Genomic DNA, 21664 nt, shown 5'->3' with positions numbered 1-21664 from the left:
CGCGTCACATCCTCACCGAGATGCCCTGGTCGGCCATGAAGCGCTTCGCCTCGCCCACCGTGTGCTCGCCGTAGTGGAAGATGCTCGCCGCCAGCACGGCGTCAGCACGGCCCTTGACGATGCCGTCTGCGAGGTCCTGCAGGCCGCCCACGCCGCCCGAGGCGATCACGGGAATCGGCACAGCGTCGGACACCGCGCTCGTGAGGGCGAGGTCGAAGCCGCTCTTCGTGCCGTCGCGGTCCATGCTCGTGAGCAGGATTTCGCCCGCGCCCAGCTCGGCCATCTTGCGCGCCCATTCCACGGCGTCGATGCCCGTGGCCTTGCGGCCGCCGTGCGTGAACACTTCCCAGCGCGCGGGTTCGCCCGGCGCGGACGTCCGCTTCGCGTCGATGGCGACGACGATGCACTGCGAGCCGTATTTGTCGGCGGAATCGCGCACAAGCTGCGGATTGGCGACGGCCGACGAGTTCATGCTGACCTTGTCCGCCCCGGCGTTGAGCAGGCGCCGCACGTCCGCCACGGCACGCACGCCGCCGCCCACGGTGAGCGGAATGAAGACCTGCGAAGCCACCGCCTCGATGATCGGCAGGATCAGGTCGCGCTGGTCGGAGGTCGCGGTGATGTCGAGGAACGTCAGTTCGTCGGCGCCCTGGTCGTCGTAGCGGCGCGCGATTTCGACGGGATCTCCCGCGTCGCGCAGTTCGACGAAATTGACGCCCTTCACGACGCGCCCGGCGGTCACGTCGAGGCAGGGGATGATGCGTTTGGGTAGAGCCATGATCTTGCCGAAGTTGCGAGTCGGTGTGAGTGCGGCGAGCGGCTTTCGCGAGAACGCTGCCGACCCCGGTTGGGGCCTGGCACGCAGCCCATTGTCGCGCGCTTTGCGGCTTGCCTTGCGCCTTTAGGCGAAATTATCCCGCGCGGGCGCCAGTTCCAATGGAGATGGCGGCGCAGCACCAAAAACAAAGGCCTCCTGTAACGGAGGCCGGCGTTCGACGCGTTACGCGTCGTCCGATTCGCGCAGGCTGTCTGCGCGCGTTTGCGCGGCGGCGAAATCGAGGTCGCCCGAGTAGATCGCGCGACCGCAGATCACGCCTTCCACGCCTTCGTCCTCGACTTCGCACAGTGCGTCGATGTCGCCGAGGTTGGAAAGACCGCCGCTCGCGATGATCGGAATCTTCACCGCACGCGCGAGGCGCACCGTCGCTTCGATGTTGATGCCCTGAAGCATGCCGTCACGGCCGATGTCGGTGTAGATGATCGACTCGACGCCGTAGTCCTCGAACTTGCGCGCGAGGTCCACGACTTCGTGGCCCGTGAGCTTGCTCCAGCCGTCGGTCGCGACCTTGCCGTCCTTGGCGTCGAGGCCGACGATGATATGGCCCCCGAATGCCGTGCACGCTTCCTGGAGGAAGCCCGGATTCTTCACGGCGGCGGTACCGATGATCACATAGGACAGGCCGTCGTCGAGATAACGCTCGATGGTGTCGAGGTCGCGGATACCGCCGCCGAGCTGCACGGGGATCTCGTCGCCGACTTCGCGGATGATCTCGCGAATCGCGTCTTCGTTCTTCGGCTTGCCGGCAAACGCGCCGTTCAGGTCGACGAGGTGCAGGCGCCGCGCGCCGCGCTCGACCCAATGTCGGGCCATAGCCGCCGGTTCCTCGGAGAAAATCGTCGCCTGGTCCATATCGCCTTGTTTGAGGCGCACGCAGTGACCGTCTTTGAGATCGATGGCCGGAATCAGCAGCATAGCTTCGGGTGTGTCTGGGAATGGGGTTGAAGTCTGCGGCGCCGGCGGAAAAAAGGCCCGATCCGACGCCGTTTCGCTAGTTTAGTACAACTCTTTCGGCGGCCTTGCTGACGCAAGTCGTATGCCGCGGCGCTCGTGCGCGAAGGCGGCTGCGAGCGTCAGCGCCGCAGGAATTCAGGGGTTCCAGTGGACGAAGTTGCGATAAACGCGCAAGCCCGCAGCGGCGCTCTTTTCCGGGTGGAATTGGGTGGCGAAGATGTTATCCCGCGCCACTGCCGAGGTAAAGGCCGCGCCGTATGGCGTTTCGCCCACGGTGTGCGCCGCATCCGCCGGAACCACATAGTAGCTGTGCACGAAGTAAAAGAAGCTTTCGTCGGGCACGCCGTCCCACAGGGCGTGCGCGCGCGCCTGGCGCACGCGGTTCCAGCCCATTTGCGGGACCTTGAAGCGCGAGCCGTCGTCCTGCAACTGGCCTTCCAGATCGAAGCGCACGACCTTGCCGGGCAACAGGCCCAGGCCCTTCGTGTCGCCTTCCGCACTCCAGTCGAACAGCATTTGCTCGCCCACGCATACGCCCATGAGCGGCTTCGTGCGCGAGGCTTCGAGCACGGCGTCCTGCAGGCCCGACTCCGCCAGGCTGCGCATGCAGTCGGGCATCGCGCCCTGGCCCGGCAGCACCACGCGGTCGGCCGCGCGGATTGCTTCGGGACGCTCGACGATAGCCACGTCGGCTTCCGGTGCGGCCTGCCTCAGCGCCTGGGCCACCGAACGCAGGTTGCCCATCCCATAATCCACAATCGCAATTGAAGTTTTCATCTCGAATCCGGCCTGCTCAGCAGGCCCTGCCCTTGGCTGTGTGGGCGCCAGTGCGCCGCGATGTGCCCTGATCTGCCTTCGAAGCCGTCAATGTACGCCACCTGGCGCGTGCAAGCCCATAAGCCGAACGGCTAATGTGGCGCGCATGCTGCATGCGCCTGCGCCTTCCGCGCGGCGCTGCCCGCCTGCTGGTCGGTGAAAGGCGCCGCTTAGAGGCTGCCCTTCGTCGACGGAATCTTGCCCGCCTGACGTTCGTCCAGTTCGGCGGCCTGGCGCAGCGCGCGGCCAAATGCCTTGAACACGGTTTCCATCTGATGGTGCGCGTTGAGTCCGCGCAGATTGTCGATGTGCAGCGTCACGCCGGCGTGGTTCACGAAGCCGCGGAAGAATTCGATCGACAGGTCGACATCGAACGTGCCGATGCGCGCACGCGTGAACGGCACGTGGAATTCGAGGCCCGGACGGCCCGAGAAGTCGATCACGACGCGCGAAAGCGCTTCGTCGAGCGGCACATAGGCGTGGCCGTAGCGGCGAATGCCCTTCTTGTCGCCGATGGCCTGCGCCACCGCCTGGCCGAGCGTGATACCGACGTCTTCCACCGTATGGTGGTCGTCGATATGCGTGTCGCCATGCGCCTCGATCTCCAGATCGATCAGACCGTGTCGTGCAATCTGGTCGAGCATATGGTCGAGAAACGGCACGCCGGTCGCGAGCTTTTGCTCGCCGGTGCCGTCCAGATTGAGTTTCACACGGATTTGCGTTTCGCTGGTGTTGCGAACGACTTGCGCGACGCGCATGGCAATTTCCTTCAAACAGCCCGTAACAGGAGAGTGGGAGAACGAAGCTGCGGCTTAACGGAGCACGAGCTTCAGGGCAGCGAGCAATTGCGCGTTTTCGTCGGGGGTGCCAACGGTCAGGCGCACACAGTTCGCAAGCAATGGGTGCATTTTACCCACGTTTTTGATCAGAATCCGGGCAGACAGCAGCGTGTCAAAAACCGCCGCCGCGTCGGGCACGCGTACAAGCAGGAAATTGCCCGCGCTTTCGAACACCTCGGCGCCCGGCAGCTTCGCCACTTCGGCCGCGAGCGCCGCACGCTGCGCGCGCAGTTGCGCGGCCTGCGCGTCGAGCACATCGACATGGTCGAGCAACAGATCTGCGGCCGCCTGCGTGAGCACGTTCACGTTATACGGCGGACGCACCTTGTCGAACTCGTTGAGCCACGTCGGACGCCCGGCCAGATAGCCGAGGCGGATGCCTGCGAGCCCAAGCTTCGACATCGTGCGCATTACGACCACGTTGTCGAACTCGCCCACGCGCGGCATCCAGCTTTGCATCGCGAACGGCTGGTAGGCCTCGTCGATCACCACGAGGCTCTTCGCCGTCGCAGCGGCCGCGATCACGCGCTCGATGTCGGCGTCGGCGAACAGCGTGCCCGTGGGGTTGTTCGGATATGCCAGCCAGATCACGGCCGGCGTGTGCTCCGCGATGGCCGCGAGCGTCGCTTCGAGGTCGAGCGTGAAATCGGCCTTGAGCGGCACGCCGACGAACTCGACCTGCGCGAACTTAGCCGACATCGCGTACATGACGAAACCCGGCACCGGTGCGAGCACTTTGGCGCCCGGCTTCGCGCACGCCGTGGTGACCATGCTGATGATCTCGTCCGAGCCGTTGCCGAGCAGGACGTCGCAGTCGGACGGCACGCGCATGACCTGCTTGAGCTTGGCGATCAGCGCTTCGGGACGCGGTGCGGGATAACGGTTCAGCGCGACTGCCGCGAGGCGTTCGCCCAGTTGCTCTGCAAGGTCGGCGGGCAGTGCAAACGGGTTCTCCATGGCATCGAGCTTCACAAAACCGGAAGCGTCGGGCACGGGGTAACTCGTCATCGCGAGCACGTCGCGACGGATGATGTCTTGTGGTGTCGTCATGTCGAAAAGCGGCTCGCGAAAAGCGAGGCCGCCGGCACGGACCGCTCGGCAAGCCGGCGGCCCTGGTTATCGTCGTGGTCTCTGCTGCGTGTGGGTCACTACGGGTCGAACGGCGGGTGCAAACTGCGGCACCCGCACACTTGCGGGGCCTGCCATCGCGCAACGTCTCCATGCCGCGCGGCGGCTCATTCAACCCGCTTCTGCAAGTTGTGAGGCGTGCTTCACACCGGCTTCATGCGAAATTCGGCGCTGCGCGCGTGCGCTTGCAGGCCCTCGCCATAGGCGAGTTCGGCCGCAATCTCACCGAGCGTCTGCGCGCCTTCCGCACTGACTTCAATGAGGCTCGAACGCTTGATGAAATCATAGACGCCGAGCGGCGAGGAGAAACGTGCGGTACGAGACGTAGGCAGCACGTGATTCGGCCCCGCGCAGTAGTCGCCGAGGCTTTCGCTCGTGTAGCGGCCAAGGAAGATCGCGCCCGCGTGGCGGATTTCGGCGCCCCACTTCTGCGGCTCCAGCGCCGAGATTTCGAGGTGCTCCGGCGCGATCTCGTTGGCGATGGCGCAGGCCTCCGCCATGTCGCGCACCTTCACGAGCGCGCCGCGGTTCGTGAGCGACGTGGCAATGACTTCGGCGCGCGGCATGCTGGGCAGCAATTCGGCGATGGCGTCTTCGACGCGCTTGATGAAGCCTTCGTCCGGGCACAGCAAGATGGACTGCGCAAGCTCGTCGTGCTCGGCCTGCGAGAACAGGTCCATGGCCACCCAGCGCGGATCGGTCGTGCCGTCGCAGATCACGAGGATTTCCGAGGGGCCCGCGATCATGTCGATGCCGACCGTGCCGAACACGCGGCGCTTGGCCGAAGCGACGTAGGCGTTGCCCGGCCCGCAGATCTTGTCGACGGGCGGAATCGTGTTCGTGCCGTACGCGAGCGCGGCCACGGCCTGCGCACCGCCGATCGTGAACACGCGATCGACGCCGCCGAGCAGCGCCGCCGCCAGCACGAGCGGGTTCTTCACGCCGTCGGGCGTGGGCACGACCATGATGATTTCGCGCACGCCCGCCACCCGCGCGGGAATCGCATTCATCAGCACGGACGACGGATACGCGGCCTTGCCGCCGGGAACATACAGGCCCACGCGGTCGAGCGGCGTGACCTTTTGGCCGAGCACCGTGCCGTCGGCTTCGGTGTACTGCCAGCTATGCGAGCCGCACTCGATGCGCTGCTTCTCGTGGTAGCCGCGCACGCGCGCCGCCGCCGCTTCGAGCGCCGCGCGCTGCTTGGGCTCGAGGCTCTCCAGCGCTGCTTCGAGTTCGGAAAACGGCAGTTCGAGCGCCGCGACGCTGGTGGCGGAAAGGCGGTCGAAGCGGTTCGTGTAGTCGAGCACGGCGGCGTCGCCGCGCGCCTTCACATCGGCGAGAATCTGCGCGACGGAGCGCTCGATGGCCTCGTCCTCGCTCGCCTCGAAGGCGAGCACCGCGTGCAGCGCCTTCTTGAAGCCTTCGGCGCTGGAATCGAGTTTGCGCATCGTGATAGCCATGCTGGTATCCATCCGTTACGTTGTGCGCGCCACGCCTTTTGAGATGCGCTGCGCGCGAGGCGGCGCGTCATTGCGCCTGCCCTTGGTGCTCGTTGCTTTCGACTCGGCCAGCCTGTTCAGGCCGACTGCGCGCCGCGCGACGCGCGTTCGAACGCGTCGATGATGGGCCGCAGCGCGGCGCGCTTGAGCTTGAGCGCCGCCTGATTCACGACGAGGCGCGACGAGATCTCCATGATCTCTTCCACCTCGACCAGATTGTTCGCGCGCAGCGTGCCGCCCGTGCTGACGAGGTCGACGATCGCATCCGCGAGACCCACGAGCGGCGCGAGTTCCATCGAGCCGTACAGCTTGATGAGGTCGACGTGCACGCCCTTGGCCGCGAAGTGCTCGCGCGCGGCTTCCGTGTACTTGGTCGCCACGCGCAGGCGCGCGCCCTGGCGCACCGCATTCGCGTAATCGAAGCCCGCCTTCACGGCCACCGAAAGACGGCAGCGCGCGATGTCGAGATCGATCGGCTGATACAGCCCGCCGCCGCCGTGCTCGTTGAGCACGTCCTTGCCCGCCACGCCGAAGTCGGCCGCACCGTACTCCACGTAGGTGGGCACGTCGGTGGCGCGCACGATGATCACGCGCAGGTTCGGGTCGGTGGTCGGCAGGATCAGCTTGCGCGAGGTTTCCGGGTCTTCGGTCACATGCACGCCGGCCGCGGCGAGCAGCGGCATCGTCTCTTCGAAGATGCGGCCCTTCGAGAGCGCAAGCGTCAACGGCGCGCTGGCCGCGGCCGCCGGCGTGGGCTTGGACTCGACGGTGCTCATGCCGCGCTCCCCTTGATCCGCTTCACGTTCGCGCCGATCTTCGTGAGCTTCGCCTCCATGCGGTCATAACCGCGGTCGAGGTGATAGATGCGGTCGATCAGCGTTTCGCCGTCGGCGCACAGGCCCGCGATCACGAGGCTCGCCGATGCGCGCAGGTCGGTTGCCATCACCTTCGCGCCCGAGAGCTTTTCGACGCCGGCGACGAGCGCCGTCTTGCCGTCGATCGTGATGTGAGCGCCGAGGCGGTTCAGTTCCTGCACGTGCATGAAGCGGTTCTCGAAGATCGTCTCGACGACCTGCGAGGTGCCGTCCGCGATCGTGTTGAGCGCCATGAACTGCGCCTGCATGTCGGTCGGGAACGCCGGGTATTCGGACGTGCGCAGGTTCACGGCACGCGCGCGCTCGTGCATGCGCACGCGCATCCAGTCGTCGCCCTCTTCGATCGTCACGCCCGCTTCGCGCAGCTTGTCGGTGACGGCATCGAGAATGTGCGGACGCACGTGACGCAGCGTGACGTCGCCGCCCGCGGCCGCGACCGCGCACAGGAACGTGCCCGCTTCGATCCGGTCGGGAATGACGGTGTGGTGCGCGCCGTGGAGCTTGTCCACGCCCTGAATGACGAGGCGGTCGGTGCCGATGCCTTCGATCTTCGCGCCCATTGCCACGAGCAGGTGCGCGAGGTCGCCCACTTCGGGTTCGCGCGCGGCGTTCTCGATCACCGTTTCGCCCTCGGCGAGCACGGCGGCCATCAGCAGGTTTTCCGTGCCGGTGACCGTGATCATGTCGGTGACGATGCGCGCGCCCTTCAGGCGCTTCGCGCGCGCCTCGATGAAGCCGTGCTCGATGTTGATCTCGGCGCCCATTGCCTGCAGGCCCTTGATGTGCTGATCCACGGGGCGCGCGCCGATCGCGCAGCCGCCCGGCAGCGACACCTTCGCCTCGCCAAAACGCGCGACGAGCGGCCCGAGCACGAGGATCGACGCGCGCATGGTCTTCACGAGCTCATACGGCGCCACGAGGTTGTTCACCTTCGAGGCGTCGAGCTGCACGCGGTGGCCGTCCTGCTCGGTGCGCACGCCCATCTGATTGAGCAGCTTGAGCGTGGTGCGCACGTCCTGGAGGTCAGGCACGTTGTCGAGATGAACGGGCTCGGCGCTCAGAAGGCCTGCGCAGAGGATGGGCAGCGCCGCATTCTTCGCACCGGAAACAACCACTTCCCCTGCGAGCTTCTGCCCGCCGACGATGACGAGTTTATCCATGCCTGAGGTTTCCTGATCGGTGCGGCCGGCTTGCTGGGTCGCTTGATGTTGAGCTGCGCCGCTCGCGGCGGCGTCTTTGTCCTGGGTAATTCGCACTGAGATTCCAGATTATGCGTTCTGCCATTCGGCGGGCGTGAGCGTCTTCATGCTGAGCGCGTGGATTTCCTCGCGCATGCGGTCGCCGAGCGCCGCGTAGACGAGCTGATGGCGCTGGATCAAGCGCTTGCCGTCGAATGCTGAGGAGACGATCGTCGCGAAGAAGTGCTGGCCATCGCCTTCGACTTCGAGGTGCTCGCACGCGAGCCCTGCCGAGATGTACTGCTTGATCTGTTCCGGAGTCGGCAACATGAGTATGGCTCCTGCTTAGTGACGCAGCTTGTACCCGCTCGCGAGCAAACGCATGGCGAGCGTGGCAAGCGCCACGAAAAACACGAAAACGATCGAAAGGCTCACGAGCGGGTTGATGTCGGACAGGCCGAAGAACCCAAAGCGAAAGCCATCGATCATGTAGAAGAACGGATTGAGCCGCGACACCTCGCGCCACACGGGCGGCAGCGTATGCGTCGAATAAAACACGCCCGAAAGAAACGTGAGCGGCATGATGAGAAAGTTCTGAAACGCCGCGAGCTGGTCGAACTTCTCGGCCCAGATCCCGGCGATCAGGCCGAGCGTGCCGAGGATCGCCGAGCCGAGCACCGCGAAAGCGATGATGTAGAACGGCGCAGCGAAGCTCATCGGAATGAACCAGATCGTCACGACGAACACGCCCGCGCCAACGGCGAGGCCGCGCACGATCGAGGCGAGCACGTAGGCTCCAAACATCTCCCAGGCGGCGAGCGGCGGCAATAGAACGAATACGAGATTGCCCGTGATCTTCGACTGGATCAGCGACGACGAGCTATTCGCGAAGGCGTTCTGCAGCACGCTCATCATCACGAGGCCGGGAATCAGGAAGCTCGTGTACTCTACGCCCGGGTACACCTCCACGTGGCCGCGCAGCGCGTGGCCGAAGATCGTGAGATAGAGCAGCGCGGTAATGACGGGTGCGAGCACGGTCTGGAAAGCGACCTTCCAGAAGCGCAGCACTTCCTTGTAGAACAGCGTACGGAAACCGCTCATGCGAGACCCTCGAGCACTTCAGGACCGTTCATCACCTGCACAAAGACATCCTCCAGATCGGCCTTGCGCACTTCCACTTCTTCGAGCTTGCAGCCATTCGCGCGGCACTTCGCGAGAATGCGCTCCACGTCGTCGTAACTCGCGAGGCGCAGGAGGTGCTGGTGTGCGCTGGCGTTGGACGGATCGACTTCGAGCGCGCGCAGATCGCTCGGCAGCACGCCTTCCGAGAAACGCAGGAAAAGCTGCGTGCCCGCGAAGCGCTGCAGCAGCGCCGTCGTGCGCTCGAGCGCGACCATCTCGCCGCGCCGCAGCATGGCGATGCGGTCGCACAACTGCTCTGCTTCTTCGAGATAGTGCGTGGTGAGCACGATGGTGTGCCCTTCGCGGTTCAGGCGCGCGATGAACTTCCAGAGCGTCTGGCGCAGTTCCACGTCCACGCCGGCGGTGGGCTCGTCGAGCACGATCACGGGCGGACGATGCACGAGCGCTTGCGCAACCAGCACGCGGCGCTTCATGCCGCCCGACAGCGCGCGCATGTTCACGTCGGCTTTCTCGGTGAGGTCGAGATTGGCCATGACTTCGTCGATCCACGCGTCGTTATTGCGCAGACCGAAGTAGCCGGACTGGATGCGCAGCGTCTCGCGCACGGTGAAGAACGGATCGAACACCAGTTCCTGCGGCACGACGCCCAGATTGCGGCGTGCGTTGCGGTAGTCGGCGACGACATCGTGACCGCGCACGGCGATCGAGCCCTCGTCCGCGCGCGCGAGGCCGGCAAGAATGCTGATAAGCGTCGTCTTGCCCGCGCCGTTCGGGCCGAGCAGCCCGAAGAACTCGCCGTCTTCGACCGTGAAGCTGACGCCCTTGAGCGCCTGAAGCGATTTGTAGCGCTTCTTGACGTTACGGATTTCTATGGCTGGCATGACTAATACGCCGCCCGTTTGCGAACGGCGCGGCTCAAGAGTGCATCAATGCTGCGGGGAAGACCGGAATTGGGGACGGCTTACGAGGCCGGCTTTGCTGTCTCAGTGCACGCTTTTTACCTGCGAAGCCGTGCTTTTTGCGCCGAGGCAGCGCCCAAAAAACGGTTGATTATAGGCCAAGTCGGAAAGCGCGGCCTGGCCCTGGAGGGGGAAGTGCGTCAGCCTGGCTGTGCGGCAGCAGTGTGGCGCTATGCCGCTCGAACGCAATCGTCCGGCCAGGCGACGCGGGTCAATGTCGCTCGTCGAGAAGCGAATCGACGCCGTAGGCGCGCGCGAGGGACGCGAGCGCGGGGGGCAAATTGAGCACGGCAAGCGAAGCACCGCGCTCATGCGCGGCACGCTGCCAGGCGATCAGCACGGCGAGCGCCGACGAATCGAACTGCGTGAGCGCGGCACAGTCCACGGCGGTTGCGCCCGCCGAGATTTGCGCGAACCCGGCCGAGAGCGCGGCCTTCGCGCTCTCGTGGGTCAGGTTTGCGCCGGTGGCGAAGCGCTCGCTCACGAGGTCGCCTTGCCCGATGCGAGTTGCTGGTTACGCTGCGTGAGGAACTGGATCAGGCCGTCCACGCCGCCCTGCTGGATCTTCTCCTGGAACTGCTGCTGGTACGCCTGAATGAGCCATGCGCCAAGCACGTTGATGTCATACACGCGCCAGCCTTGCGGCGTCTTGTACAGGCGATAGTCAAGCTCGATCGGCTGGCCGCCGTTCACGACCGTCGAACGGACCACGACGTCGGTGTCGTCCGGGTTCGCGCGGAACGGCTTGTACTGGATCTGCTGGTCGCGCACCTGGGCGAGCGCGCCCGAGTACGTGCGGATGAGCAGCGTCTTGAACTGCTCGACGACCTGTTGCTGCTGCTCCGGCGTGGCAGTGCGCCAATTGCGGCCCATCGCAAGTTGCGTGGTGCGGCGGAAGTCGGTGTACGGCAGGATCTTGTCGTTGACGAGCTGCGTGATCTTGCTGATGTCGCCGGACTGGATGGACTTGTCACCCTTGATCTGGCTCATGACCTGCTGCGTGACCGTCTGGATCATCGCGTCGGGATTGCTGGTGTCTACCGTCTGGGCGAACGCGCCGCCGGCAAACGAAAAAAACATGGCGAAAAACGGGTACAGAAAGAATTTCTTCATATCCAGTCCTGCTAGTTGGGGGACATCGCCCCGTTGGAGCCAACGATAGCACGCGAGTTGTATCTCGCTATGTCAAAAACTGCCAGCAAAGTGCGACAAGCGTTTCTGCTTGTTACGTCAGACGTTTATGCCAGACGAACGCTCCGGCGAGGCGGTGCATTGCGCAACGCCCGGCCGGAGCGCGGCGCTCAATGCAGACGCAGCATGCTCGGGAAGCCGATGCGCGCCGGAGGGATCATCTGGTCGCCGGGCACGGTGGTTCCCGACGCGCCCACCGGCGCCGAGGCGCCGGCCGGACTTTCCGGCGTGGCCGGAGCGGTCGTCTCGCCGTTGGGGTACGCGGGCGCCATGCTCGCCGCGCTCGGCGTAGCCGCACGGGTGCCCGAAGCGGGAACCGCTGCACCGGCAGCCGCGCCCGAGGCGGGCGTCGCCGCGCCAGGCGCCGCGCCTTCGTCGGTGTCGTCGTACTTCGGCAGCGGCGCGCCATCGCCGTAGTCCGGCAGATTGTTGTCAGACGCACGGCCATCCGACAGCAGATAGCGGCGGCGCTGCAAATAGGCGTTGCGGATGAACGAATACTTGTCGATCGCCGCGCCTTCAAGCAGGTCGCTCGCGCCCAGCAGGTTGGCGCGCGTGCTCACCACGTTCAGGCCGTAAAGGCCCCACGAGAGCGCGGCCGGATCCACGTAGGTGAGCGGATTGATGAAGTAGTTGGGCACGAGGCCCACGCCGTCACGCACCGTGCTCGGACCGAACAGCGGCAGCACGAGGTACGGGCCCGGCGGCACGCCATAGTGACCGAGTGTGAGGCCGAAGTCCTGGTTGTGCTTGGGCAGCTTCGCGAGCGTCGCGACGTCGAACAGGCCGCCCAGGCCGAAGACCGTGTTGATCACGATCCGCATGATGTCCTCGACACCATCGGTGATCTTCAACTGCAGGAAGTTGTTCGCCGCGTTGTAAACGTCACCAATGTTCGCGAAGAAGTTCGTCACGCTGTCACGCACAGGTTGCGGCGTGACCTTCACATAGCCCTGCGCCACCGGCTTAAGCGCGTAGGTATCAACCTTGTCGTTGAACGTGTAGATCGTGCGGTTGAAGCCTTCCCACGGATCGTCCTTGGACGGCGTCTGCACTGTCGAACAGCCCCCGAGTGCAAGCGCTGCGACGCCAATCGTAATGGCGCGCATGCGTATGGTCGTCATTCTTGTTCTCCTTCTTATTGGGCCGCCGAAGCCGCCGGTGCCGACGCCGGTGCCGACGCCGGGGCCGGCGCGGGTGCCGCAGCAGGCGCCGCATCCGTGCTCGCGCCGCTGGACGGCTTGGCGGCGCCCGAATCGGCCGCCTTGCTATAGAGGAACTGGCCGATCAGGTTTTCGAGCACGATGGCCGACTGCGTCATCGAAATGGTGTCGCCGGCCTTGAGCATTTCCGAGTCGCCGCCCGGCTCGAGTCCGATGTACTGCTCGCCGAGCAGGCCGGACGTCAGGATCTTCGCCGACGTGTCCTTCGGAAACTGGTATTGCTGGTCGAGGTTGATCGTCACCAGCGCCTGATAGGTGTTCGAGTCGAAGCCGATCGAGGCCACGCGGCCCACGGTCACGCCGGCGCTCTTCACCGGAGCACGCGGCTTGAGTCCGCCGATATTGTCGAACTTGAGCTTCACCGGGTAGGTGGACTGGAACGACAGCGAACTCATGTTGCCGGCCTTCAGCGCAAGAAACAGCAGCGCGATAAAGCCCAGCACCACAAACAGGCCGACCCAAAAGTCGAGAGCATTCTTTTTCATCGTCATCCCAATGAGAATCCGTTGCGGCGACGCTGATACGCACGCCGCGCGGCCGGGTCACTGCCCGGCGTCTTTAGCTGAACATCAGCGCGGTGAGCAGGAAGTCGAGGCCGAGCACCGCGAGCGACGCGTACACGACCGTCTTCGTGGTCGCGCGCGACACGCCTTCAGGCGTGGGCTTCGCCTCGTAGCCCTGATAGAGCGCGGTGAAGGTCACGGCGAAGCCGAACACGATGCTCTTCATCACGCCGTTGCCCACGTCTGCCCAGACGTCCACGCCGCCCTGCATTTGCGACCAGAACGCGCCGGCGTCCACGCCGATCAGCAGCACGCCGACCACGTAGCCGCCCAGAATGCCGACCGCGCTGAAGATAGCCGCGAGGATCGGCATGGCGATCACGCCCGCCCACATGCGCGGCGCGACCACCACGCGCACGGGGTCCACGGCCATCATTTCCATGGCCGTGAGCTGCTCGCCCGCTTTCATGAGGCCGATCTCGGCCGTGAGCGACGTGCCTGCGCGGCCCGCGAACAACAGCGCGGTGACGACGGGCCCGAGTTCACGCACGAGCGAGAGCGCGACCAGCAGCCCGAGCGCCTGCTCGGAGCCGTAGCGGTTGAGCGTGTAGTAGCCCTGCAGGCCAAGCACGAAGCCCACGAACAGGCCCGACACGGCAATGATCAACAGCGAATAATTACCGACGAAGTGGATCTGCTTCGTGACAAGGCGCGGCCGGCGCAGCAGCGGAAAGAATTCGAGGACGAGGCGCACGAAAAAGCGCGTGGCGTGCCCCGCACGCGCGATGGTTTCGAGCACCGTACGCCCGATCGAGCTGATGGCGCCGATCATGAGTGGCCTCCGCCGATGCCGAAGTCCGCTGCGAGCGGCTGGTTCGACGGGTAATGGAACCGGAACGGGCCGTCCGGCGCGCCGTCGATAAACTGGCGCACGATCGGATCGGTCGAGGCGCGCAGTTCGTCGGGCGTGCCCTCGGCCTGCACGCGGCCGTTCGCGACGAAATATACGTAGTCGGCGATCGCGAACGACTCGGGCACGTCGTGCGTGACGAGGATCGAGGTCGCGCCGAGCGCGTCGTTGAGCGTGCGGATGAGGTTCGCGGTGATGCCGAGCGAAATCGGGTCGAGACCCGCGAACGGCTCGTCGTACATCATGAGTTCGGGGTCGAGCGCGATGGCGCGGGCGAGCGCGACGCGGCGCGCCATGCCGCCCGAGATTTCCGACGGCGCGAGGTCGCGCGCGCCGCGCAGGCCGACGGCGTTGAGCTTCATGAGCACGAGGTCGCGGATCAGCTCTTCGGGAAGATCGGTGTGCTCGCGCAGCGCGAAAGCCACGTTCTCGAATACCGACATGTCGGTGAAGAGCGCGCCGAACTGGAAGAGCATGCCCATCTTGCGGCGCAGGGCGTAGAGGCCGTCGCGCGATTGCGCGCCGACGTCCTGCCCGCCGAACAGCACCTGGCCGCGCTGGGCGCGAACGAGGCCGCCGATCAAGCGCAGCACTGTCGTTTTTCCGCCACCGGAACCGCCCATGACTGCCACCACCTGACCGCGCGGGAAGCGCATGTTCAGGCCGGACAGGACGAGCCGATCGCCGTAGCCGAAGTCGACGTCGCGCAGTTCCAGTAGGGTCTCAGAGGTTGAGGGCACGTGGCTGACTGTCCATTTACACGAAGGCGGGATTATAGGGCCATCGTGTAAAACCTGCCGTGACGCACCCTGATCCGTTGATGTAAGCCGCGCCACCCGCTACTGCGGGTTGCGGCCCCCTGGCCGGAGGGTGCGCACGCGGCGCAGCCTCCAAGCCAGGGCGGACCATTATTGCGTAAACGCGTTGCGCAATGCAGCAACCGCGGCAGCCGGATCGGCCGCCTCGGTCACCGCGCGCACCACCGCCGCGCTGCCCGCGCCCGTGGCGAGCACTTCCGGCAGCACATTGCCGTCGATGCCGCCGATCGCCACCATCGGCACGACGCCGTCCAGCAGTTTCACGTAGCGGGCGAGACGCGCGAGGCCCTGGGGCGCCGTGGGCATCGCCTTGGTCGTGGTGGCGAAGACGGCGCCGCATGCGAGGTAGCTCGGACGGAAATGGAGCGCCGTGAGCATTTCGAAGTAGCCGTGCGTCGACAGGCCAAGGCGCACGCCTGCCGCCGCGATCGCGCCGAGGTCGGCTTCGCGCAGGTCTTCCTGGCCGAGGTGCACGCCGTAGGCGCCGGCCGCGACGGCCTCCTGCCAGTGATCGTTGATGAAAAGCTGCGCGTCGTGCTTGCGGCCCGCCGCGACGCAGCGCTCGATTTCGTTCGCGAGCGCAGGGGATTTCGGTTGCTTGCTGCGCAACTGCACCGTCTTCACGCCGTAGTCGAGCACGCGCTCGACCCAGTCGGCCGTCGGCAGCACCGGATACAGGCCAAGCTTCGCGGGGCACGGTGCGAACGGCTGCGCAGGCGCGGCAGGCAGGCCCAGCACGCGCGGAAAGCGCTTGATGTCGACGGGCCAGGCGTCGGCCCGCTCTTCGTCGCCGTCGCGCCAGGCGAGCGCGAGCACGAGCGCGTCGTGCGGGTCGAACCCGCAGTCGAGGAACGCCGCCAGCGCGGGGATCCAGTCTTCCGCCAGCTCGCCTTCGAGCGCGTAGCGCTCGCCGCCCAGATGCAACGTGGCGCGCGCGGCCTTCGGGTTCTCGCCGGCGGCTTCGATCACGCCCGCGCCGTCGGTCATCCAGCGCGCGATGTGGGTCAGATGCGGCGCCGCGTCGGTGACGATGATGAGATCGCCGCCGTTGGGCGCGTCAGGCGGCGTGAGACAGATGCGCCACGGCGCATGCGTGGGCTGCCAGTCGCCGAGGCGTGCGCGGATGCGCTCCGCCGTTTCGGTCAGTTCGTCGGCGGGCGGCCAGAACAGTTCGCGGTCCTGCAGTCGCAGCGTTTCAGTCATCGCTTGTCTCCATCCTGGTGCCAGAACGGCATGCCAACCACGGGCGTGCTCGCAACCGCCGCCTCGCGCTCGGCCATCGGCCCGGCTAGAAACGCGGCGCGCCCCGCCTCGACCCCCAGCGCGAACGCACGCGCCATCGCCTCGGGGTGCGTGGCCTGCGAAACGGCCGTATTGAGCAGCACGCCGTCGAAGCCCCACTCCATCACCTGGCAGGCATGCGACGGCACGCCGAGACCCGCATCGACGATCAGCGGCACATCAGGCAAGCGCTCGCGCAGCACGCGCAGACCGTACGGATTGATCACGCCCTTGCCGGTGCCGATCGGGGCGCCCCATGGCATGAGCGCTTCGCAGCCCGCGTCGAGCAGACGGCGGCCGATCACGAGGTCCTCGGTGCAGTACGGCAGCACCTTGAAGCTGTCCTTCACGAGGCGCGCTGCGGCCTCGATCAGGCCGACCGGGTCGGGCTGCAGCGTGTAGTCGTCGCCGATCAGTTCGAGCTTGATCCAGTCGGTTTCGAAGACTTCGCGCGCCATATGTGCGGTCGTGACCGCCTCGTTGACGGTGAGGCAGCCAGCCGTGTTCGGCAGGAGCGGCACGCCCTGGCGCTTGAGCAGATCGAAAAAGCCCGCTTCGGCGGTGCCCTCGTTCATCTGGCGGCGCAGCGCGACGGTGATCATGCCGGGGCGCGCGGCCGCCATCGAGTCGGCGAGCGACTGCAGCGACGGATAGCGCGACGTGCCAAGCAGCACGCGGCTCGCGAAGGTTTCGCCGTAGAGCGTGAGCGCGTCGGCGGTGGGTGTGATGGTCATGGGTTGGAATCCTTGGGCGGTGTCGTGAAAGCGCTCGCGATACATGCGATGCGCGCGACCGGTGGCCTGGGCGAGCGAGGCTCAGCCACCGGCCACGGGGCTCACGACGTCGAGGCGGTCGCCCGCCTGGAGCGAGCGAGCGCCATGCTGGGCGCGCGCCACGAAATCGCCATTCAACGCGACGGCGAACGGCGGACGCGCGCCGAATGCAGCGAGCGCATCGGCGACAGTCGCGCCCTCGGGCAGCGTGATCGGCTTCTGGTTGATATGAATGTCCATGGCAAATACGTTCTCAGACTACGGTTTGATTCTGGCGATGCGTCACGCCGGCTCGTGTGCGCCCTGCGCGTGCAGCATCTCGCTCCAGCGCGACGCGCGGCGCAGCGACTCGAAGGACTCGGCGTCGTTCACGCGCGCGTCGAGCAGCGCTTGCGCAATGCGCGCGGCTTCGTCGGCGACTTCCGGCGCGATCATGAAGCCGTGACGGTAGAGACCGTTCACGCGCAGCGTGGTCTTGCCGTCCCAGATGAGCGCCGGGCGGTGGTCGGGCAGCGTCGGGCGGCACTGCGTGTTCAATTCGAGGATGCGCGCCTCGCCGAACGCCGGATGCACCGCAAACGCCGCGCTCAGCAGCTCGAGCGCCGAGCGCACGCTCACGGGCGAACGGTCCTCGCCTTCGATCTCGGTCGCGCCGATCACGAAGACGTCGTTCTCCTTGGGCGCGATATAGAGCGGATAGCGCGGATGCAAAAGCCGCACGGGGCGCGTGAGCGTGATGCCCGGCGCGTGCACGCGCGCGACCTCGCCGCGAATGCCGCGCAAACCCGGCAGCACAGGTTTGGCGCCTAGCCCGCGACAGTCGATCGTCACGCGCGCGGGCGGCGGATTAGCCTCGTCGACCGTGGTGTGCCAGTGCGTTTGCACGCCGCGCTCGGCCAGCCCCGCCGCCAGCGCGGCCAACGCCTGGCGATTGTCGAGCTGGCCCTCGCCTTCGAGCAGCCAGCCGCGCGCGAAGCGCCCGGCGAGCGCCGGTTCGGCGGCGTCGAGCTGCGCGCCGGCGAGCGCGACGAAGTTCGCGTCGGCCAGCGAACGCGGCGCGTTGGCGCGCACGCGGCGCTCGAAGAGCGGGGCTTCGGTGCGATCGGCGGTATGCCAGACCACGAGCGTGCCATTGCGCTGGAAGAACACGGGCTCCGGCAACTCGGCCAGGATGCGCGGCCAGGTTTCGAGCGACGCGACACCAAGCTCGGTGATGAGCAACTCGGCCACGGCGGCCTCCGCGAGCGGCGCGAGCATGGCCGCCGCGACCCAGGCCGCGGCCTCGCCGCCTTCGGGGCCGCCACGCTCGTAGAGCGCGACGCGATGGCCGGAGCCAGCGAGCCGCCATGCGACGAGCCGGCCGCTCAGACCGCCGCCGAGCACGGCGAAGTCGGGCACGCTGCCCGCACTACGGTGATGGGCGCGACTCATGACGACGCTCCGTCACGCAGCGCGAACGCGATAAAAATCGGGGAACAAAGAGAATAGGCGGTCATCGTATCCTTTCCGTACGGCAGCAGCAGACGTACCCAAGGACGAAACCGGCTGGCAAGGCCGACCGTGGAGGCTATGCGGCGCAGACGGCCCGTACGTCCCGATAAGGAATTCGTACGAACCCGTGCGCCCAAAGCGCAGCCCGGCGGGAATCCTGGCGCCCGAGCAAATGCTGGGCGCTCCGGTAAGACTTTCTGGAAACTTCCCGCGCCGGTATTACCCGGATCGGGTGCGAAGGGTCTCTCTCAGCCTCAGTACGGCATGCCCCGCATACCGGTGAAGCACCCCTGTTTCGTCAAGGTCGATTAGACCACAAAAGGCGCGCGGCCCGCAAACCTCGGCGGAACGGGCCTCCTGCTCTGGCACAATGGCCTGAACCCGCCGCTTTCGCCTCACGAGCCCGCGCGGTGAGACAATGAGCGCCACGCTACGGCGGCGCCGGCGTGCGCTTTTGTCTCCGCTTTTTGCTCATTAAGACTCACTTAAGCGCCCGGCGACAGAATCGCTGCAAAAATCGCTGCACCGCAGCCGCCATGCGGCACGCAGCGCATGCCCCCAGCGGGCGGCCACACCTTCAGGATGCACATGACCAATCAACCTGCCCGCGCCACGCCCGATCAGAACGAGCACCAGAAGATCACCGCGTGGAGCCTGATCAAGCCCTACTGGGTCTCCGAGGAACGCTGGATCGCCTGGGGGCTGCTCGTCGCGATCATCGTGATGAACCTGCTCGTCGTGTGGATCAACGTGCGGCTCAACGGCTGGAGCGCGGAGTTCTACAACGCGTTGCAGGCCAAGGACGTCAAGCGCTTTCCGCCGCTGTTGATGACCTTCACCGAACTGGCGTTCGGCTTCATCATCCTCGCGGTGTATGGCCGGTATCTGCGCCAGATGCTCGGGTTTCGCTGGCGCCAGTGGCTCACCACGCGCTTTCTGAGCGACTGGCTCGGCAAGGGCGCGTTCTACCGCATCGAGCGCGACCGCCTCGCCGATAACCCCGACCAGCGGATCAGCGACGACCTCCAGTCGTTCGCCACGACCACGCTCTCGCTCACGCTCGACCTGCTCTCCACGGTCGTCACGCTGATCTCGTTCATCACGATCCTGTGGACGCTCGCGGGTGCGCTCACGATCACGCTGGGCGGCACGCCGCTCGCGATTCCCGGCTACATGGTCTGGGCCGCCGCGCTCTACGCCGTGTTCGGCTCGCTCGTGATCCAGAAGGTCGGCCACCCGCTCGTGTCGATCAACTACCAGCAACAAAAGGTGGAGGCGGACTTCCGCTTCGGCCTGATCCGCCTGCGCGAGAACGCCGAGCAGATCGCCCTCTACGACGGCATGGACACGGAGCGCGGCAACGCGCAAGGCCTCTTCCAGCACATCCGAGAGAACTGGTGGCGCGTGATGAAGTACACGAAGCGCCTCACCTTCGTGCTGAGCTTCTACGGCCAGATCGCCATCATCTTCCCGCTCGTGGTGGCCGCGCCGCGCTACTTCGCGGGCGCCTTCACGTTCGGCGTGCTCATGCAGATTTCGCAGGCATTCGGCACCGTGAGCGATTCGTTCTCGTGGTTCATCAACAGTTACTCCACGCTGGTCGAATGGCGCGCCACCGTGAATCGTCTGCGCGAATTCGTGCGTGTGGTGCACTCGCCGCGCCTGAAGGAATCGGTCTCGCCCGCCACCGAGCACGGCGGCATCAACCTGCACTTCATCGACAGCAACGAGCTCGCCACCGAGCACCTCAAGCTCGCGCTGCCCAACGGCATGCCGCTTTCCGAAGTGCGCGACATCGCCATCAAGCCAGGTTCGCGCTGGCTCGTGCGTGGCCCCTCGGGCGCAGGCAAGAGCACGCTCATGCGCGCGCTCGCGGGCCTCTGGCCGTTCGGTGAAGGCTCGATCGACGCGCCTGTCGATGCACGCATGATGTTCATCCCGCAGCAGAGCTATCTGCCCATCGGCACGCTCAAGGCAGCGCTCACCTACCCCTCGCCCGCCGACGACTATAGCGACGAAGATTGCCGCGAAGCGCTGCGCGCCTGCCGCCTCGAAGAATATGCGGATCGTCTCGGCGAATCGGCGCACTGGACGCGCGTGCTCTCGCCGGGCGAGCAGCAACGCCTTGCGGGCGCGCGCGTGCTGCTGCACAAACCCGACTATCTGTTCCTCGACGAAGCAACGAGCGCGCTCGACCCCGACAACGAAAGCCGTCTCTACAAGCTGTTCGTGGAGCGCCTGCCGAAGGCAGCGATCGTGAGCGTGGCGCACCGCGAGTCGCTTGCGGCGTACCACCACGAAACGCTCGAGATCGAGCGTATGCCTGAAGAGCGGGTTGCCGCGTGAGCGCAAGCGCGGCGCGCGTCGTGCTGATCACGGGCGCGGGCTCGGGTATCGGTGCGGCGCTCGCGCGTCGCATCGCAGCGCCAGATGTTTCGTTGATGCTGCACGCGCGCGGCGCGGACGAGGCGTCGCGCGCCCGTCTCATGACCGTCATGGCGGACTGTGAGCAGCGGGGCGCGATCTGCGCCACAACCTGCGGCGATCTCGCGGAGCGCGGCAACGCAGCGGCACTCGTTGATGCCACGCTTGCGCACTTCGGCGCGCTCGACCAAATCGTGGCCAACGCCGGGCATGCGCAGCGCCAGACGCTCGCCGCGCTCGACGCCGCGTCGCTCGAAGGCGCATTCGCGGCCATGCCCGCCGCGTTCGCTGCGCTCGTGCAACGCGCGCAGCCGGCGCTGGAACGCTCGGCCCGTGCCCGCGTGGTCGCGCTCAGTTCGTTCGTCGCGCACCGCTACCGCGCCGGCGCGCCGTTCGCTGCGACTGCCGCAGCGAAGGCCGCGCTTGAGTCGCTGGCGAAAACCGCCGCCGCGGAGCTGGCGCCGCACGGTGTGACCGTGAACTGCGTCGCGCCCGGCTATACGCGCAAGGACAAAGGCCCTACGCCAGAAAACGCGCCGGTGTGGGAGCGCGCGGCGCAGGAAACGCCGCTCGGCCACGTGGCCGACCCCGCCGATGTTGCCGAACTTATCGCCTTCCTGCTTTCGGATGCCGCGCGCCACGTCACAGGCCAGGTGATCCACGTCGATGGCGGGCTCACGCTGTAGCGGCGTGCGGCGCGCCGCCATCGTTCGCTTGCTATCGAACTAAACATCGGAACGAGACGATGGCGGGCGCCCCAAATTGCCCCTCGCCTCAGTACGCTTTCGCACCGTAAAATACCCATCCAGCACACCGGA

General features: G+C 66.2%; 23 protein-coding genes and 1 riboswitch. Of the genes, 2 read left to right on the top strand and 21 right to left on the bottom strand.

Translation table 11 applies throughout. The features are described 5' to 3' along the window. Nucleotides 1–4 precede the first annotated feature (4 nt). The 21 genes from hisF to U5A58_RS37350 form a co-directional block, all read right to left on the bottom strand. Nucleotides 5–778: an imidazole glycerol phosphate synthase subunit HisF gene (gene hisF, locus U5A58_RS37450; RefSeq protein WP_321915886.1), complete on the bottom strand. Its 774-nt coding sequence runs from the start codon at nt 776–778 to the stop codon at nt 5–7. Between the two features lie 222 nt (nt 779–1000). Continuing rightward, nucleotides 1001–1753, bottom strand: a complete 753-nt coding sequence (gene hisA, locus U5A58_RS37445; protein WP_069268257.1) for a 1-(5-phosphoribosyl)-5-[(5-phosphoribosylamino)methylideneamino]imidazole-4-carboxamide isomerase — start codon at nt 1751–1753, stop codon at nt 1001–1003. Nucleotides 1754–1927: 174 nt separating this feature from the next. Next, entirely contained in the window at nt 1928–2569 is a 642-nt protein-coding gene (gene hisH / locus U5A58_RS37440) for an imidazole glycerol phosphate synthase subunit HisH (RefSeq protein WP_158758746.1), read from the bottom strand. Nucleotides 2570–2778: 209 nt separating this feature from the next. Beyond that, nucleotides 2779–3366 carry an imidazoleglycerol-phosphate dehydratase HisB gene (gene hisB / locus U5A58_RS37435; RefSeq protein ID WP_133186218.1) on the bottom strand — a complete coding sequence of 196 codons (588 nt, stop codon included), beginning with the start codon at nt 3364–3366 and terminating at the stop codon, nt 2779–2781. A gap of 54 nt (nt 3367–3420) precedes the next feature. Then, the gene (hisC, locus tag U5A58_RS37430) at nt 3421–4497 is read right to left on the bottom strand and encodes a histidinol-phosphate transaminase (RefSeq protein ID WP_321965104.1); all 1077 of its coding nucleotides are present in this window, start codon (nt 4495–4497) and stop codon (nt 3421–3423) included. 221 nt (nt 4498–4718) lie between these two features. Then, the gene (gene hisD, locus U5A58_RS37425) at nt 4719–6038 is read right to left on the bottom strand and encodes a histidinol dehydrogenase (protein ID WP_321938269.1); all 1320 of its coding nucleotides are present in this window, start codon (nt 6036–6038) and stop codon (nt 4719–4721) included. Between the two features lie 116 nt (nt 6039–6154). Continuing rightward, nucleotides 6155–6853, bottom strand: a complete 699-nt coding sequence (hisG, locus tag U5A58_RS37420) for an ATP phosphoribosyltransferase (RefSeq protein ID WP_321915889.1) — start codon at nt 6851–6853, stop codon at nt 6155–6157. Beyond that, nucleotides 6850–8112, bottom strand: a complete 1263-nt coding sequence (gene murA / locus U5A58_RS37415) for a UDP-N-acetylglucosamine 1-carboxyvinyltransferase (protein ID WP_321915890.1) — start codon at nt 8110–8112, stop codon at nt 6850–6852. The genes hisG and murA overlap by 4 nt, the downstream gene beginning before the upstream one ends. Nucleotides 8113–8220: 108 nt before the next feature. Continuing rightward, nucleotides 8221–8460 (bottom strand): BolA family protein, encoded by a 240-nt coding sequence (locus U5A58_RS37410; RefSeq protein WP_028206568.1) that lies wholly within the window; start codon nt 8458–8460, stop codon nt 8221–8223. Nucleotides 8461–8475: 15 nt separating this feature from the next. Then, nucleotides 8476–9231, bottom strand: a complete 756-nt coding sequence (locus U5A58_RS37405; RefSeq protein WP_321915891.1) for an ABC transporter permease — start codon at nt 9229–9231, stop codon at nt 8476–8478. Next, nucleotides 9228–10154 (bottom strand): ABC transporter ATP-binding protein, encoded by a 927-nt coding sequence (locus U5A58_RS37400; protein ID WP_321915892.1) that lies wholly within the window; start codon nt 10152–10154, stop codon nt 9228–9230. The genes U5A58_RS37405 and U5A58_RS37400 overlap by 4 nt, the downstream gene beginning before the upstream one ends. 289 nt (nt 10155–10443) lie before the next feature. Further along, entirely contained in the window at nt 10444–10716 is a 273-nt protein-coding gene (locus tag U5A58_RS37395) for a lipid asymmetry maintenance protein MlaB (RefSeq protein WP_321915893.1), read from the bottom strand. Continuing rightward, nucleotides 10713–11345 carry a phospholipid-binding protein MlaC gene (locus tag U5A58_RS37390; RefSeq protein WP_321965103.1) on the bottom strand — a complete coding sequence of 211 codons (633 nt, stop codon included), beginning with the start codon at nt 11343–11345 and terminating at the stop codon, nt 10713–10715. The genes U5A58_RS37395 and U5A58_RS37390 overlap by 4 nt, the downstream gene beginning before the upstream one ends. A 188-nt stretch (nt 11346–11533) precedes the next feature. Then, nucleotides 11534–12547, bottom strand: a complete 1014-nt coding sequence (locus tag U5A58_RS37385) for a VacJ family lipoprotein (RefSeq protein WP_321965102.1) — start codon at nt 12545–12547, stop codon at nt 11534–11536. Between the two features lie 14 nt (nt 12548–12561). Then, nucleotides 12562–13131 (bottom strand): outer membrane lipid asymmetry maintenance protein MlaD, encoded by a 570-nt coding sequence (mlaD, locus tag U5A58_RS37380; RefSeq protein WP_321965101.1) that lies wholly within the window; start codon nt 13129–13131, stop codon nt 12562–12564. 73 nt (nt 13132–13204) lie between these two features. After that, nucleotides 13205–13981 (bottom strand): lipid asymmetry maintenance ABC transporter permease subunit MlaE, encoded by a 777-nt coding sequence (mlaE, locus tag U5A58_RS37375; RefSeq protein WP_321915897.1) that lies wholly within the window; start codon nt 13979–13981, stop codon nt 13205–13207. Continuing rightward, nucleotides 13978–14799: an ABC transporter ATP-binding protein gene (locus U5A58_RS37370; protein WP_321965100.1), complete on the bottom strand. Its 822-nt coding sequence runs from the start codon at nt 14797–14799 to the stop codon at nt 13978–13980. The genes mlaE and U5A58_RS37370 overlap by 4 nt, the downstream gene beginning before the upstream one ends. A gap of 168 nt (nt 14800–14967) precedes the next feature. After that, complete coding sequence (gene thiE, locus U5A58_RS37365) at nt 14968–16080, bottom strand: thiamine phosphate synthase (protein WP_321965099.1); 1113 nt, start codon at nt 16078–16080, stop codon at nt 14968–14970. Beyond that, nucleotides 16077–16892 carry a thiazole synthase gene (locus tag U5A58_RS37360; RefSeq protein ID WP_321965098.1) on the bottom strand — a complete coding sequence of 272 codons (816 nt, stop codon included), beginning with the start codon at nt 16890–16892 and terminating at the stop codon, nt 16077–16079. The genes thiE and U5A58_RS37360 overlap by 4 nt, the downstream gene beginning before the upstream one ends. 81 nt (nt 16893–16973) lie before the next feature. Next, nucleotides 16974–17171: a sulfur carrier protein ThiS gene (gene thiS, locus U5A58_RS37355; RefSeq protein WP_158758760.1), complete on the bottom strand. Its 198-nt coding sequence runs from the start codon at nt 17169–17171 to the stop codon at nt 16974–16976. A gap of 42 nt (nt 17172–17213) precedes the next feature. Beyond that, entirely contained in the window at nt 17214–18362 is a 1149-nt protein-coding gene (locus U5A58_RS37350; protein WP_321915901.1) for an FAD-dependent oxidoreductase, read from the bottom strand. 248 nt (nt 18363–18610) lie between these two features. Then, a riboswitch (TPP riboswitch) is annotated at nt 18611–18724 on the bottom strand. Between the two features lie 286 nt (nt 18725–19010). Between U5A58_RS37350 and U5A58_RS37345 the strand changes: the two genes are divergently transcribed. Then, complete coding sequence (locus tag U5A58_RS37345; protein WP_321965097.1) at nt 19011–20768, top strand: ABC transporter ATP-binding protein/permease; 1758 nt, start codon at nt 19011–19013, stop codon at nt 20766–20768. Continuing rightward, nucleotides 20765–21532, top strand: a complete 768-nt coding sequence (locus U5A58_RS37340) for an SDR family NAD(P)-dependent oxidoreductase (RefSeq protein WP_321965096.1) — start codon at nt 20765–20767, stop codon at nt 21530–21532. The genes U5A58_RS37345 and U5A58_RS37340 overlap by 4 nt, the downstream gene beginning before the upstream one ends. Nucleotides 21533–21664: the final 132 nt, after the last annotated feature.

Source organism: Paraburkholderia sp. J7 (assembly GCF_905220155.1).
In the GTDB taxonomy this organism is placed as follows: domain Bacteria; phylum Pseudomonadota; class Gammaproteobacteria; order Burkholderiales; family Burkholderiaceae; genus Paraburkholderia.
Note: the sequence above shows the minus strand (reverse complement) of the source record. Positions and strands in the feature narration are given on the sequence as shown.